Origin of the sequence: Treponema bryantii (genome assembly GCF_900113965.1) — a bacterium.
GTDB lineage: Bacteria > Spirochaetota > Spirochaetia > Treponematales > Treponemataceae > Treponema_D > Treponema_D bryantii_A.
Genome location: NZ_FORI01000008.1, coordinates 81,013 through 95,402 on the forward strand (window position 1 = coordinate 81,013; position 14,390 = coordinate 95,402).

At 41.2% G+C, this 14,390-nt stretch carries 13 protein-coding genes; 5 read left to right on the plus strand and 8 right to left on the minus strand.

The window, feature by feature from the left end; genetic code table 11:
• Positions 1 to 3: 3 nt before the first annotated feature.
• The 3 genes from def to hisIE form a co-directional block, all read right to left on the minus strand.
• Positions 4 to 579, minus strand: coding sequence for a peptide deformylase (gene def / locus BM161_RS10980; RefSeq protein ID WP_074932670.1), 576 nt, complete (start codon positions 577 to 579; stop codon positions 4 to 6).
• Positions 576 to 1,943 carry a histidinol dehydrogenase gene (hisD, locus tag BM161_RS10985; protein ID WP_074932672.1) on the minus strand — a complete coding sequence of 456 codons (1,368 nt, stop codon included), beginning with the start codon at positions 1,941 to 1,943 and terminating at the stop codon, positions 576 to 578. Before hisD ends, def begins: the two co-directional genes overlap by 4 nt.
• A 114-nt stretch (positions 1,944 to 2,057) precedes the next feature.
• Positions 2,058 to 3,353 (minus strand): bifunctional phosphoribosyl-AMP cyclohydrolase/phosphoribosyl-ATP diphosphatase HisIE, encoded by a 1,296-nt coding sequence (hisIE, locus tag BM161_RS10990; protein ID WP_074932673.1) that lies wholly within the window; start codon positions 3,351 to 3,353, stop codon positions 2,058 to 2,060.
• Between the two features lie 142 nt (positions 3,354 to 3,495).
• Between hisIE and BM161_RS10995 the strand changes: the two genes are divergently transcribed.
• Complete coding sequence (locus BM161_RS10995; protein WP_074932675.1) at positions 3,496 to 4,635, plus strand: hypothetical protein; 1,140 nt, start codon at positions 3,496 to 3,498, stop codon at positions 4,633 to 4,635.
• A gap of 114 nt (positions 4,636 to 4,749) precedes the next feature.
• Here BM161_RS10995 and BM161_RS11000 read toward each other — a convergent pair whose 3' ends face one another.
• The 3 genes from BM161_RS11000 to BM161_RS11010 all read right to left on the minus strand — a co-directional run bounded on the left by BM161_RS11000 (position 4,750) and on the right by BM161_RS11010 (position 6,949).
• Positions 4,750 to 5,385 carry a nucleoside deaminase gene (locus BM161_RS11000; protein ID WP_074932677.1) on the minus strand — a complete coding sequence of 212 codons (636 nt, stop codon included), beginning with the start codon at positions 5,383 to 5,385 and terminating at the stop codon, positions 4,750 to 4,752.
• A gap of 122 nt (positions 5,386 to 5,507) precedes the next feature.
• The gene (locus tag BM161_RS11005; protein ID WP_074932678.1) at positions 5,508 to 6,392 is read right to left on the minus strand and encodes an AraC family transcriptional regulator; all 885 of its coding nucleotides are present in this window, start codon (positions 6,390 to 6,392) and stop codon (positions 5,508 to 5,510) included.
• Positions 6,393 to 6,529: 137 nt separating this feature from the next.
• Positions 6,530 to 6,949, minus strand: a complete 420-nt coding sequence (locus BM161_RS11010) for a GNAT family N-acetyltransferase (protein ID WP_074932680.1) — start codon at positions 6,947 to 6,949, stop codon at positions 6,530 to 6,532.
• 93 nt (positions 6,950 to 7,042) lie between these two features.
• On the opposite strand from BM161_RS11010, the gene BM161_RS11015 reads away from it, so the two are divergent.
• Positions 7,043 to 7,702, plus strand: a complete 660-nt coding sequence (locus BM161_RS11015; RefSeq protein WP_083425782.1) for a flavin reductase family protein — start codon at positions 7,043 to 7,045, stop codon at positions 7,700 to 7,702.
• A gap of 8 nt (positions 7,703 to 7,710) precedes the next feature.
• Here BM161_RS11015 and BM161_RS11020 read toward each other — a convergent pair whose 3' ends face one another.
• Complete coding sequence (locus BM161_RS11020) at positions 7,711 to 8,772, minus strand: DUF3795 domain-containing protein (RefSeq protein WP_074932682.1); 1,062 nt, start codon at positions 8,770 to 8,772, stop codon at positions 7,711 to 7,713.
• A 198-nt stretch (positions 8,773 to 8,970) separates the two neighbouring features.
• Here BM161_RS11020 and BM161_RS11025 point away from each other — a divergent pair, with 198 nt between their 5' ends.
• Positions 8,971 to 10,836 carry a glycoside hydrolase family 35 protein gene (locus tag BM161_RS11025; protein ID WP_074932684.1) on the plus strand — a complete coding sequence of 622 codons (1,866 nt, stop codon included), beginning with the start codon at positions 8,971 to 8,973 and terminating at the stop codon, positions 10,834 to 10,836.
• Between the two features lie 43 nt (positions 10,837 to 10,879).
• Positions 10,880 to 11,914: a LacI family DNA-binding transcriptional regulator gene (locus tag BM161_RS11030; protein ID WP_074932686.1), complete on the plus strand. Its 1,035-nt coding sequence runs from the start codon at positions 10,880 to 10,882 to the stop codon at positions 11,912 to 11,914.
• Here BM161_RS11030 and BM161_RS11035 read toward each other — a convergent pair.
• Complete coding sequence (locus BM161_RS11035) at positions 11,895 to 12,986, minus strand: SGNH/GDSL hydrolase family protein (protein WP_143090550.1); 1,092 nt, start codon at positions 12,984 to 12,986, stop codon at positions 11,895 to 11,897. The genes BM161_RS11030 and BM161_RS11035 overlap by 20 nt on opposite strands.
• 208 nt (positions 12,987 to 13,194) lie before the next feature.
• On the opposite strand from BM161_RS11035, the gene BM161_RS11040 reads away from it, so the two are divergent.
• Complete coding sequence (locus BM161_RS11040; RefSeq protein ID WP_074932690.1) at positions 13,195 to 14,214, plus strand: glycoside hydrolase family 130 protein; 1,020 nt, start codon at positions 13,195 to 13,197, stop codon at positions 14,212 to 14,214.
• Positions 14,215 to 14,390: the final 176 nt, after the last annotated feature.

The following is a 14,390-nucleotide window of genomic DNA, read 5'->3' on the forward strand; positions in this document are numbered from 1 at the left end:
CCTTTATTTTGCCTTTTTGGCTTCCTTAGCTGCAAGCTTTGCTGCAATCTTGCGGGCCTTGGCTTCTTTTTCTTTAGCTTTCTGAGCGGCACGCTCTGCACGTTTTTTGAACTGAGCTTCAGTTTTTTCTGCAAAGTCTTTATCGCCGCGGTCTATATAAAGAATACCATCAAGATGGTCATACTCATGTTGAATAATGCGGGCAAGAAGACCGTCTGCTTCAAGAGTAAACGGACGTCCCTTTTCATTCAAAGCCTGAATTGTTACGCGAGTTGGTCTTGTGATAGATTCGTATACCTGAGGAATACTAAGACAGCCTTCCTCATAATCACTTACTTCTTCTGAAGTTTTAATAATCTGAGGATTAATGAAAACACGCTTTACATCATCGTCTGCCATTGCAACAAACATTCTGATGCTCTTGCCAATCTGAGGAGCTGCAAGGCCAACGCCATCTGCATCAACCATAGTCTCAAGCATATCTTCTGCGAGCTTTCTGATTTCATCATTTACTTCGGCAATAGGTTCTGCCTTCTGACGGAGAACTTCTTCACCAAGCTTTGTTATATCAAGAATCATTTTTCACCTCTGATGCGTGCAGCGCGTGCGTGTCCTGCAAGACCTTCTGAATCTCCAAGATAACCGGCAGCTGCTGAAGATTTAAGAGTTCCAGGCTTTCCTTTTTCTGCTCTAAGAGTTGTTACTGTTTTAAGGAACATTCTTACACTGAGTCCGCCTGTATAGTGAGCGGCACCAGAAGTTGGAAGTGTGTGGTTCAAGCCTGCAGCATAATCTCCAAGAACTTCTGCTGAATAGTGTCCAATGAACAGTGAGCCGTAATTATGAACAGCCTTTTCAATCTTATCGCGAAGAGCACACTTATCCATAGCAATTTCAAGGTGCTCTGGAGCTTTCATATTTGCAATTTCAATTGAGTCTTCAAGTTTGTTTACGATAATGATTTTACCGTAAGTATCAATACTCTGGCGTGCAACAGCCTTAGTTGTCATTGTTTCAAGCTGAGTTTCGATTGACTCACTTACCTTAGAAGCAAAATCAATATCATCAGTTACAAGAACTGGCTGAGCAACAACATCGTGTTCTGCCTGTGCAAGAAGATCTGCGGCAACCCATTCAGGATTGGCAGACTTATCAGCAATAATAAGAACTTCTGTAGGACCTGCAATCATATCAATTCCTACATTTCCATAAACTGCCTTCTTTGCAGAAGCTACATATTTATTTCCTGGTCCAACAATAACATCAACCTTAGGAACACTTTCTGTACCATAAGCCATTGCACCAATTGCCTGAGAACCACCTACTGCATAAAGATGATTTACACCACAGATATAAGCTGCAGCCATAATTCCTTCATCAGCATAAGGCTTACCGCCAACAAAAGCTTTTCCAGGAATTCCGCTTCCAGTTTTTCCGGCTGCAACTTTGTCTTCCGGGTGAACACGTGGAGGTGTACACATAATTACATTTGGAACACCTGCGGCAACGGCTGGAGTAACAGTCATAATTACAGTTGATACGAGAGGGAAACGTCCAGCTGGAACGTAACAGCCTGCAATATCAACAGGGATTGTTTTCTGACCTGTAAAGAGACCTGGCTCAAGTTCTTCTTCAAAATCCTTAAATGATTTTTTCTGAAGTTTTGCAAAGCGAAGTGCAAGGTCGTGTGAATATACAATAGCGTCGTAAACATCGCGCTTTTCAATTCTAAGTTTTTCAGCAGCAGCTTTGAGTTCTTCCTGTGGAACTTCAAAGTTTGCAGGAACTGCAACATCAAACTTCTGTCCATAAAGACGAAGTGCTGCATCCCCTCTTTTCTGAACTTCTTCAAGAACAGAATTTACTACTTCATTTGATTCACCAAATGCACGGCCCTTAAAAAAGTCGGGCTCTACGTCGGCGTATTTTTGTATATTAATCATAATTAAATCTCCATTTTTCACTGGTGGTTTCGATACGGCTTCGCCTACTCAACCACCGTATGTTCCGTTTTTCACCGGTGGTTGAGTAGCTGCGAAGCAGCGTATCGAAACCACCTATTTCTCCTTGTGACGTCTATCAAGTTCGTCGTATACATCTTTCCAGGTCACGCCTTCCTTGTACATAAGTACATTTACAAAATACAGGAGGTCTGCTGCTTCCCAGATAACCTCGTCGCGGCCGTCTGCCTCACAAAGCTCTTCGGCTTCTTCTTCAACCTTTTCACGTACACGCTTAGCATCAAGAGTAGCTGTATAACTACCTGGTTTAGGATTTGCAAAACGGTCTGCAATAATATTATAAAGTCTGCCCATGCTTGATTTTTCGCCAGGGTCAGTTGTAAAACAGGTCCAGCTGCCGGTATGGCACGAAGGTCCTGTAGGAAGTACAGTTGCAAGAATACAGTCGCGGTCACAGTCAGCACGCATGCGAACCAACTGAAGGAAGTTTCCGCTTGTGTCACCCTTTGTCCAAAGCTCGTTGCGGGAACGACTCCAGAAGGTAAGCTTACCGCATTCAAAACTCTTACGGATTGCTTCTTCGTTTGCATAAGCCTGCATAAGAACGTCGCCATTTACACTCTGTGCAATTACAGGAATGAGCGGTGACTTTTCAAAATCAAGGCAGGCAACAAAAGAATCTGTAAGATTTACTTTATTTGTATAAAGAGCCATACCAAGCTGTACATCACAATGAAGCTTTTCAAGCTCTTTAATTTCTTCAACAGAAGAGATACCGCCGGCAGCAACAACGCGGCAATGGACAGCACTGCGAAGCTCGCGTACATAGTCCATGTTAGTTCCCTGCATGCAGCCTTCTTTTTCAACACAAGTAAAAAGAAGTTCAGAACAGAATTTTTCTGCCTGCTTTGCTCCTTCAATCAGAGGGATATCAACAGTTTCGGTCCAGCCCTTTACAGCAATTTTTCCGTTGATTGCATCTACAGAGATTATGATTCTATCTTTACCGATTGCAGCAGCCAGTTCGTTCAAGAAATCTTCATTAAGAACTGACTCGCCAGGCTGAGGATTAGTTTTCCATGCGCTTGAACCGATAATAACTTTTTCTGCGCCAAGACTGATAAGCTCGCGGGCGCGTTTAACTGTGCGGATTCCACCGCCGGTACGAACGTTTCCATGATGGAGAAGTGATTTCAAAAGCGGGGTATTAACTGTGTTACCCTTTGCATCAACATTTCCGAGAGCTGCATCAAGATCAATAACTGCAACTTCGCCATACATGTCAAACTGGCTGATAAGTGCATCTGCGTCATCACGCTGCAAAACCAGTTCCTTGCCGTTCTTAAGCTGAACGACATGTCCGTTTTTCAAATCAATAGAAGCTATTACCATAATCGTGATTTTAGCAAATTTTTAGACTTTATACAAATAAATAATATATAGAAGATATCTGTTAAAGAACGTCTTTAATTTCATTTTAGAAATCTTGTATTTCAGGAATGTGTATCATATAATAAATTAAGAGAGGATAAAAATGCGTACATCAAAGAAAATCTTTACAATCAGTTTTATTACCAGCCTGCTTTTCAGCAGCGTTTTTGCATTCGAAACAAAACTTATAAATACAACAGATATGGAAGTATGGCTTACAGTTTTTCAGGGCGATACAAAAGAAGAACTCCATGTTGCACCTCAATCTGAAAAAACTTTTACATATGAACTTATAGATCCAGATAATATCAAATACAATTTGTCATGGGGAAGCGATAATAATTCCTGGTGGGGTTTCGCTGAAGGACCGATTACAGAGGCTAATACCTGGGAAGCCGGTTATGCTTCTAAACAATACGACCTTTCTTTTTACTCGCTTACAAAAAAAGAGAAGTCTGCAGTTTCTAATATGATCAGAACTACCTACATTGGTTTTACTGAGATGAAAGAAAAAGGCTTTAAACTCAAAATGATTGACGAATGCCAGACCATTGGAGATTTGTTTGCCCTGCTTGATAAATATGTTTACGACTATCATTTTTCTATTACTATTGACAGGGGTGAAAAAGGTTTTGCCAGATGGGAGTTCAAGAATCTTGTTACTGATGAAAAATGTAAAAAAAGTATTGATCCTATAGTCACCTATTTTGAAAAACCAACCTCAAACGCTTATTACATCCGCTTTAATAGTTGTGCAGAAAGTACAAAAGATTTTAATAATCCTTACTGGAAAGAATTTCCAAGGGCTGCTTCAAAGGCTTGTAATTATGATTTTATAGTTCTGGACCCGCGTTCGAATCAAGGTGGCGGACAGATGCAGCAGGTTCAGTTTTTTGAATCACTCATCAATAAAAACTACAAAGGAAAGATTTACATTCTTCAGGATAAATACAGTTTTTCTGCCGCCGAAATGTGGATGATTGCCGGAAAATACATAAATAAGCTGGACATTACAACTGTCGGAACTTTTACCGGCGGTATGCAAAGATACGGTGAATGTAAAGCAAAAAAGAGCGGTAATGTTTATGGCTGGATTCCTACTATTATTTGTGGCATTCCAGATGATGGAAAATGGAAAGGCGAAGGTGTCGGCTATGAGCCGGATATTTTTGTATATCCAGAAGAGATTAAAGAAACTCTTACCGGGCTCGGTGTGGATTTAACAGACATCGAGATTCAGTAAGAGTTCATAAATATCATTTTGTAACTCTGATTTCTGTTACCATATCAGCGTTTATAATACGGGTACATGTTTAAATGATATTCTAAAAAATCAGATTATTCAATAAACTGAAATTCAGTCCGCAATGCATAATCTGCTTAGTTCGTTAAAGATACATTCGATTGAATACTGGTCCGGAGTTTTGTTTTCAAACCAGCCGTCATCAAAAAGTTTCTTTGCAGCATTTACACCGCGTGCGTTGTACACGGAAAAATCAGCCAGCATGCTTTCAAGTTTTGCCTTATCTTGATTATAAAGAAGTTCCTTAATCGCCTGCAGGCCTCGCTGAACCTCTCCATAGATTGAAGGCATCCAGACAACCTCAACATGCTTGGACGCAAGGAAGCGGCTTTTGTCTAAAAGCTCCACTGCCCCGCCATGGTCGTCGTGAGCGCCAATAATCAGCTTTCTTATACCGCCCATAACTAAAGTTCCAAGACACATAGGGCACGGCTCAAGAGCGGCATAAAGAGTATAAGATTTTACATTAGGATATTTAGTGATGTTCAGATTTCTGACAGCTTCGACTTCGGCATGAGAAACGCGCGGGTTTGGTATTTCAGTTTCGCCGATTTTATTTCTTCCAACTGAAATGATATTGCCGCCTTCATCAACAATTACAGCCGCAATGGCTTTACTTTGATGGCAGACAGATTCCCATTCCATCTCAAAGATTTTCTGCCAGATTATATCCAGTTCTTCAAACTTCATTTTTCTCTCCTAGGAAAAATATCTGCCCAGGTGGCGGTTATCTATAATGTGCCTTATAGTAGGAAAGTCCAAAAGTTTGGCCCGAGTTTAACTACCGAAAGATAGTCAAACTCGGGATACCCCTACTTCTTCTTAACCGGAATCCAGATTGCACTGTGATAATCTGAAGCGGACGGATCTCCGTCGCCATACCACTCGATGTTTGCGCGGCCCGGGAACTCAAAATCTGGATTTCCAGGCAGCCACTCTTTCCAGATTTTTGTGTTTACATTCTGAAGTGCTTTCGGGCATGGACCGAAGCAGTCGAAGATTGCCCAGTCAAAATCAGGAAGCTCGAAAACAGACATACCCTCAGGAACCTCGCCGCCCTTATAAATTCCCGCAACAAAATATCGGAACTTACCTTCGCCAATGTCATCAACACAAACTCCGTACTCACCGATGTTGTTTTCGGCGATTGCTTTTTCGTAGTTGTTAGACGGAGCTTCGCCACTCCAGACACGAGCAGCATATTTTTCACGAATCTCATCCCAGAACTTTGGAATCTCAACATAAGAAGTTTCGCCGTCAAACTCGCGTGCAAAACCAATTACCTTAAAGCCAGCCATAGTTTTAATTTTGTAATCCATCTGATTACCTCCATGAATAGAAATCTCAATTTTCAGAGGAAGAAATGGTTTTACCGGAGAGCCCTCGCGCACCTGTGATGGACTCACACCGTGAAAGCGCGAAAAAGCTTTTGTAAAACTTTCGGGAGTTTCATAACAGTAACGGAAAGCAATGTCGATTATTTTTTCATCAGTTTTCTGAAGGTCCAGCGCCGCAAGGTATAGTCTTCGGTTTCTGATATATTCACCAAGCCCGTACCCTGTCATCAGCGAAAATCCCTTCTGAAAAAAGAATGAGGACATAAACACCTGGTCGGCAACATCCTGCGCAGAAATGTCGTCTTCCAAATGCGATTCCATGTAATCGATTGCTTTGCGAATGCTAGTAAGCCATTCCACAGTTTTCCTCCTTTGATGATTTTATTCTACGCGGAGTCACGCAAGAATTCTTGTCAATTATTGTTCAGTTTTGTCCTTTTTTGTCTGTAGTCAAATTAATTTCATAATCAATATATTTACCGGAAAAAGGTTCCCTTCTACAATGCCTTGCTCATAAACATTTCCATCGGCTGTTCAAAGCCTGGAATATTCATCACAAGACTACCGCAATCTTTGTAGCCGTTCTTTCTGTAAAAGTGCTGGGCTGATTCATCAACCTGAGTTGAAGTAAGAACCATGCCATAGCCCTGGGCTTTCATGTCCTCTTCCCAGTGTGCTAACAATTGCTGACCGTAGCCCTTATGCTGTTCCGCCCAGTCAACAAAAAGCATGGTGCAGAAAGGCATATTGTCCCAGAATAAATTGTATCGCAGGAGTCCTACAGGCTTACCGTCTGCAAAAAGCACATAGCCTTGTTTGCGTTGAACTTTGTTTTCGAATTCATTTTCCGGAAGATGCTTATCGAGTGAGTACCAGAAGGCTTTATCAGTTGATGTTACGTATTCTATTTTTGTCATTATACTTAATTAATATCCTACAATATAATATTATAACATAACTTTTCTTCTTCGGAAAAAATATGATAAAATAGTTAAAAAAAGGAGCCCACCATGAAACATCACTATAAAGATATGCCTGAAAACTTAAAAGGCACTTATGCCGACTACTCGCACAATTTTGGTTTCAATTGGAAGGAATTTGTTATGACAGTTCCATCTCCGCTGCTTCTGGTTACAACGTATAAATCAAACGGAATGCCTAATGCCTGCATGCAATCCTGGGCGACTTTTACCTGTGCAAATAAGGGAAACGGCTATTATGCAATTCTTGCAAGCGTAAACAAAAACGGTCATTTTTATAAATCACTTAAAGAAACCGGGGACGCTGTAATCAATTTTATGTCGGCAGAGATTTTTACAAAATGCATGGCTACCATTAAAAATAATCAGTTTGAGGTTGATGAGATTACTGCCTCTGGACTCACTCCTGGCAAGGCAAGCTGGGTAAATGCACCGCTTGTTGAAGAATGTTTTATGAATCTTGAAAGCAAATATGTTTGGGAAAAAGAAATTGCACCGGACGATGACCATGTGCTTCTCTGTCTTGAAATTATTGGCGCCCATATTGACGACGAACATCTTTCTGATCGTACAGGAGAAAATGGAATTCTCTTCAATATTCATCATCAGCAGAATCCTGAGCTTACTGAAAAAACAGGTCACGACTGGGCAGCTGTGCTTACAAAAAAGATTGATATGGGAGAATACTAAAAAAGGAATTATTTCCCTCTCCACTCTTCCATAATCTTCAAGCCTTCTTCAACATCATCACCGAGGACTTCCTGGATTTTTTCGAACTTCTTGTTTTTGTGCAGGGTGTCCATAACACGAAGCAATTCTTTTTTACCGTATTTTTGAATGAACAGAGCCATTGCTCTGATGGCGTTTGTATCTTTACCAAGAGAGTAAAATCCTTTTTTACAATTATAAAGTTCATCGCATTCGTAGCAGCCGTCCAGGCCTTTTTCTTTGCAGCAGGCAACGTTAGGGCACACGCCGTCTGGAGAACAGGTTGCATAGGAACAGGTATTGTAAATTGTTCTGCAGGAACCGCACCACGAAGTCAAAAAGCAGTGACCACACGAAAGTCCGCAGTAGGCAATCTGATCTACACCTTTCTTTGCATGCTGACACAGTTTATTTTTGATACGCCGCATTGCTTCCACATGCATAATCCAGTGACGGGAGAACGGCATTTGAATTAAACCTTTGATATTTTTACTGCACCAGTAATCTATCAGCCACGACGCACGCTCGTCAGAACTTACACATTTACTTTCGACAAGTCTTTCTCTATCCTCACCTGTAAACGTTTTTTTCAAGTCTTCAAACTTCAAATGCTCCAACATCTCATTTGTAGAATCCATCACAGTCTTGCAGTAATCATAAGTTGCCTTGATATCAAGCTTCTTTGAAAACTCAATCAGTATGTCACCAGCAAGTTCGTTGCCGGTTGTGATAATCACACTTCCTGTTCTTTCAAGCCACTCTCCATCAAAAAGAATCTGCTTATTTTTCAAAATCAGTTCGTGAGAAACAATATCTTCAATGCGGAAAGTATGCCAGAGGGACCACGCAAGGGTTGTGCAATGGTTCCCCTCGCCGTCTCCGAAAGGTAGTTGATAAAAAGCCACCGATGGAAAGGTTTTCACAATGAAAGAAATCTGTTCAAAAAGCTCGGCACGCAGTTCAAGCAGCAGTTTTATTCCTTCTGCAAAGGTAGCTTCCTTTGAAATGAGTGCCTGCATTTTTTTATTTTTTTCTGACCAGTCTTTATTCATAAGTTTTATTATATCAAAAAAAAAGACTGCCGGGAAAGGAGGAAAACGGCAGTCTTTATTATGGAGGTATTTTCTACATCGAGTATTGCTTTGGTGTTCACTAATATAACCACCACCCCAAAAAGAAGTTACAAAAAAAAGTAAAAAAAAATAATAATTTTTCTTGTTTTTTTATTTCAATGTGATAGTATTACTATCATGAGTAAGGTAGAAATTAAAGACAAATTTTATGTAAACGGCGAACCGCTTCAGATTCTTTCGGGCGCAATTCATTATTTCCGTGTAGTACCAGAGTACTGGCGTGACCGTCTTGAGAAACTGAAGAACATGGGCTGCAATACAGTTGAAACTTATATCCCATGGAATTTTCATGAGCCAAAGAAAGGCGTTTTTGAATGGAATGGCATTCATGATTTTTGTAAGTTTATAGAAATTGCTCAGGAGCTCGGTCTTTATCTGATTGTTCGCCCTGCTCCTTATATCTGCGCAGAGTGGGAACTCGGTGGTCTTCCTTCATGGCTTTTAGCAGAACCTGGAATGAAACTTCGTTGTTCTTATGAGCCTTATCTCAAACACATTACCGAATATTACAACGAACTCATTCCAAAGCTTGTTCCATATCAGATTGATAACGGCGGAAAAATTATTCTTTTCCAGGTTGAAAATGAGTACGGCTATTATGGTGATGACACCGCATATCTTCAGTACCTTGCAGACCTTATGAGAAAGCTTGGAATTACAGTTCCGTTTGTAACTTCTGATGGTCCGTGGTTCAAAGACATCTTTACTGCAGGCCAGCTTGAAGGAGCTCTTCCAACCGGAAACTTTGGTTCGGGCTGTGAATGGCAGTTTAAGAACATGAAAAAGATGATGCCGGAAAATCTTCCACTTATGAATATGGAGTTCTGGGCAGGTTGGTTTGATGCGTGGGGAAACAAAAAGAAGAAGGCTTCAAAACTTCCTATTAACAAGCTTGATTATGATTACGTTGTAAAAAACGGCCACAACATAAACATCTACATGTTCCACGGCGGTACAAACTTTGGTTTTATGAACGGCTCTAACTATTACGGTAAGCTCACTCCAGATACAACTTCTTATGATTATGACGCACCGCTTAGCGAAGACGGAAAGCTGACAAAAAAATATTTTGCATTCCGCAACATCATAAAGAACCGAAAAGGCGACGCTGCTGTTCCAGATATTGAGTTCTCTACAAAAATCGAAAGCCGTGCTTTTGGTAAAATCAGCTGGAACGAAAAGGCAGATCTTTTTGAAAACCTTGAACTTATTTCTCAGCCTCTTCATTCTGTTTGCCCTATTTCTATGGAAGAAGCAGGACAAGCAACCGGCTATATTTTGTACCGCACAAAGATGAAAGAAGACGTAGCCGCAAAGGAACTGATTTTCAAAAAATGTGCAGACCGTGTTCACGCTTTCTCTAACGGCAAAAAAGTATTTACCGCCTTTGATAAAGAAATCTGCAGCGAACAGAAAGGCCACTGGCCGCTAACTTTTAAAGAAGGCAAAAACTGGAAAATCGGAAGCGAGCCTGGCGCTCAACTGGACTTCCTCGTAGAAAACATGGGCCGCGTAAATTTTGGCCACAAACTTGAGGAACAGAAAAAAGGTATTTACGAAGAAGTTCTGATTAATACACACGGTCACTATAACTGGGATATCTTCACCCTGCCTCTGGACGAAACACAGATGACAGAGCTTAAGACAAAGGGAAAGTGGACACAGGCCGGAACAGCCAACACACCGGGCAACACCGCCACCGCATCGAACCACCCCGAAAATCCCGCTTTCTTCAGATTCAACTTTAACCTCTCTCTGAAAGAAGGCGTTTATTCAGACACTTACCTTGATTTTGCAGGCTGGGGAAAAGGCTGTGTATTTGTAAACGGCTTTAATATCGGCCGCTTCTGGGAAATTGGCCCGCAGAAAACTTTATACATTCCAGGTCCTCTTCTCAAGAACGGAAATAATGAAATCATCATTTTTGAAACAGAAGGAAAACGCCACGACTCAATCACTTTGTGCGATAAAATGAAATGGTAATTTAATGTTTATTTTTTAAGTAAATTAAGTTATAATTTAGTTTATGGCACAAAAGAAGAAAGTTCGTTTATCAGATATTGCAGCAAGGCTCAACATAAGCACAGTTACAGTTTCTAAGGCTCTCGCAGATAAAGACGGAGTTGGCGATGAACTTCGCCAGCAGATTAAAGACATTGCTGAAAAAATGGGCTACCAGGTAAAGAAAACTACCCTGTCCACTTCCGGCAATGGTTCTCAGACTCAGACTGGCAATATTGGAATCCTCATACCTTCACGATTTTTCTCTCCAAACGTTTCTTACTACTGGCACATTTTCAACGCACTTTCTACAGAGCTTTTAAGCCATGGCTTTTACAGCATAATGGAACTTCTTACAGATGAAGACGAACAGGCCTGCACACTGCCACGTATTCTTAAAGACAATAAAGTAGACGGACTTATAATTCTCGGCCAGACAAGCGATTCTTATCTGGAAGCGCTTAATACCTCATATCAGAACTTTATTCTTTTTGATTTTTACTCAGCAAAACTACCGTTCGATAGTGTATCAAACGACAACTACTTCTGCTCTTACCTTATGACAGATTACGTAATTTCACAGGGACATAAGAATATCAGATTTGTTGGAAACTTTGGAGCAACCACTTCCATTTCAGACCGTTTTATGGGCTTCCAGAAAGCAATGCTTGAAAACAAGCTTTCCTGCTCAGCCGACGACATCATCAATGACAGAGACAACAACGGAAAACTTATAAAAATCAATCTTCCTTCTGCAAAAAATATGCCTACAGCTTTTGTCTGCAACTGCGATGAAACTGCCGCGAACCTCATAACTGTTCTAGAAGAAAACGGCTATAAAGTTCCAAAGGATATTTCTGTAACAGGCTTTGATAATTATCTTCCTCAGAAAGAAACACCAGTAGAACTCACAACAGTTTTTATTAGACCGGAAGATTCCACAAAGGTTGCAGCCGAACTGATTATCAATAAAATTACAGGGCGCCCATATATAAAAGGCCGCCATCTTGTAAGTGGCAGCCTTGTTATAAGAGATTCTGTTAATTCAGTCCGCGGATAAAATCAACAATTTTTAGCGCGGCCATTTTGTGAGTCAAAGAACCAGGGTGTCCGCGAGAGCCACGGTCTTCATCACACTTTTCAAGAGCAACATTACTCTCAAGTTCAAGCGTATAAACCGCATTATCTCCACTCTCTTTTTTATACTCTTCAACACCCTTTGTAATTAAACCAGGCACAATATCAATAGGAAGCATTCCCCAAGTCCAGATAATTTTTGCCTTAGGATTATTCTTTCTGATTTCACCAAGGAACCGTTTTGCTTCAGCCACAATGGTCTGTCCTGCAACGCCTTCAACACCTTTTCCATCATCATGAACAGAAAATCCAGAATTATCATTTGTACCAAGATTCAAAACTACATAATCAGAACCACCCGCAAAATCTAAAGCATCACAGGTTCCACTAGCCTTCTGAGCCTCTCCGTCCAGAACACCGCAAATTTGATTGTAGTAAAGAGGAATGCGAGACTTCACATCACCATCCCATCCCCAGCACAAGCCCCAGCCACTCTGACTGATACACTTCCAGTCTGCATCAAGCATTTTTGCAACCTGAACGGCATAGGTTTTACTTCCACAGAAAAACAGGGAAATCCAATCCATTTCTTCAGGACAGCCGGCAAGCCCTTCTCCCGAAGTAATACTGTCTCCAATAAATTCAATCTTACATTTATGAGGAGAAGGTTCTAAGAATACACCATCATCATTCAATGCAATTTCTTCAATCTTAAGTTCATGCTTAATATCACCAGGCATTGGCTGGGTATCTTTTATAATAGAAATAAAGTTTTCCTTTTCAGGATTGAGATTATGAGCAAGACAAATCAGCGATGGTTCCTTAGGAGCTGCAAATCGGGCAGTCTGATAACCATTTACCTGAACCGAAAGCCAGATTTCATGAAAATCATAATCGCTGGAAATACGAGCCCAGACCTCAGTTGCCTTAACACAAAGCTCAAGAGCAGCACCAGCCCAAAAAAGTCTTACAGCGCCGTCCTTGCAAATACCGCCGGGAACATTACGTCCCTGTATACGCATATTTTTAATTTCTTTCATTGAATAATTTTTCATGCCGTCATTATACCATGCTTTTTTCAGCAACGCGACAGGGAACTTCCTTAAATTAATAAAAAATCTATTTTTAACCTAAATTTACCTAATATATTTTACCTAATATTACTTAATTTTTCTTGACAAACTTAACAAGCAGCGCTAAAGTATAAGCATAGAACACACAAACAGGGCGGCGTAAAATCACCATGCCCAATAGGAGTTTTTTATGGCTAAAATCATTAGTGGCGGAAATCTGCCTAACATTCCATGGCAGGACAAACCAAAAGACTGCTGGCTTCCAGTTTGGCGCTATGACGCAAACCCAGTTATCGGAAGAAACCCATTCCCAGGCATGGCACGCATTTTCAACTCTGCAGTAATTCCATGGGAAGGAAAATTTAAAGGTGTTTTCCGTTCAGAAGATCCTACTGGAAATCCTTTCCTCTACCTCGGCGATTCAGAAGACGGTATCCACTGGGAATTCCAGCGCGAGAAGATTCACATGCACGATCCAGATGGAACTCCTCATGATCCTTACTACGCTTATGACCCACGTTGTGTTAAAGTAGATGATACATACTACATTATGTGGTGTGGTGATTTTGACGGTGCAGCAATTGGAGTTGCATGTACAAAAGATTTTAAAGACTTCACACGCCTCGAAAATCCTTTCCTCCCATTCAACCGCAACGCTGTTTTGTTCCCTAAGAAGATCGACGGAAAGTTCGCAATGCTTTCACGCCCTTCAGATTCAGGACACACACCATTCGGTGATATCCTCCTTTCTTATTCTCCAGATATGAAGTACTGGGGCGAGCACAGACTCGTAATGCAGAAAGGCGGCGGAGCTTGGTGGCAGGGACTTAAGATTGGTGCAGGTCCAGCTCCTATCGAAACTGATGAAGGATGGCTCTTGTTCTTCCACGGTGTAGTTCACACTTGTAACGGTTATGTATACTCATTCTCTGCAGCAATTCTCGATCATGATAAACCATCAATCGTAAAATACCGCTGCCAGAACTACATGCTCACACCAGAGCTTCCATACGAAACAACAGGCTTTGTAGACAACGTATGTTTCCCTGTAGCTGCCCTCACAGACCAGGAAACAGGCCGCATCGCAATCTACTACGGATGTGCCGACACAGTTGTAGGCCTCTGCTTCACAACAGTAGACGAAGCCGTTAAGTACGTAAAAGAGCACAGCGTTCTCAACGACATGGACAAAGACGAAGGTAGATTCTAATTCATAAGGGAGGGGGAAGTCTCCCCCTCGTTCCAAAGAAAAAGGGTCCGGCGGTTTTACAAACCACCAGACCCTTTTTCTTTTCCACTACCCTCTCTACGGGGGCTCCGCCCCCGTAACGCCCCCGCAATTTTCTTATTACAATTAATGTAGAGTTTTATTCATTCTTTCTTTCA

Excerpts from the sequence above, each read along its gene's own strand:
- BM161_RS11015 (WP_083425782.1), top strand. The coding sequence starts at position 7,043 with ATGAAACATCACTATAAAGATATGCCTGAAAACTTAAAAGGCACTTAT.
- def (WP_074932670.1), bottom strand. The coding sequence starts at position 579 with ATGATTCTTGATATAACAAAGCTTGGTGAAGAAGTTCTCCGTCAGAAG.
- BM161_RS11010 (WP_074932680.1), bottom strand. The coding sequence starts at position 6,949 with ATGACAAAAATAGAATACGTAACATCAACTGATAAAGCCTTCTGGTAC.
- BM161_RS11035 (WP_143090550.1), bottom strand. The coding sequence starts at position 12,986 with ATGAAAAATTATTCAATGAAAGAAATTAAAAATATGCGTATACAGGGA.
- hisIE (WP_074932673.1), bottom strand. The coding sequence starts at position 3,353 with ATGGTAATAGCTTCTATTGATTTGAAAAACGGACATGTCGTTCAGCTT.
- BM161_RS11020 (WP_074932682.1), bottom strand. The coding sequence starts at position 8,772 with ATGAATAAAGACTGGTCAGAAAAAAATAAAAAAATGCAGGCACTCATT.
- BM161_RS11040 (WP_074932690.1), top strand. The coding sequence starts at position 13,195 with ATGGCTAAAATCATTAGTGGCGGAAATCTGCCTAACATTCCATGGCAG.
- BM161_RS11030 (WP_074932686.1), top strand. The coding sequence starts at position 10,880 with ATGGCACAAAAGAAGAAAGTTCGTTTATCAGATATTGCAGCAAGGCTC.
- BM161_RS11025 (WP_074932684.1), top strand. The coding sequence starts at position 8,971 with ATGAGTAAGGTAGAAATTAAAGACAAATTTTATGTAAACGGCGAACCG.
- BM161_RS11000 (WP_074932677.1), bottom strand. The coding sequence starts at position 5,385 with ATGAAGTTTGAAGAACTGGATATAATCTGGCAGAAAATCTTTGAGATG.
- hisD (WP_074932672.1), bottom strand. The coding sequence starts at position 1,943 with ATGATTAATATACAAAAATACGCCGACGTAGAGCCCGACTTTTTTAAG.
- BM161_RS10995 (WP_074932675.1), top strand. The coding sequence starts at position 3,496 with ATGCGTACATCAAAGAAAATCTTTACAATCAGTTTTATTACCAGCCTG.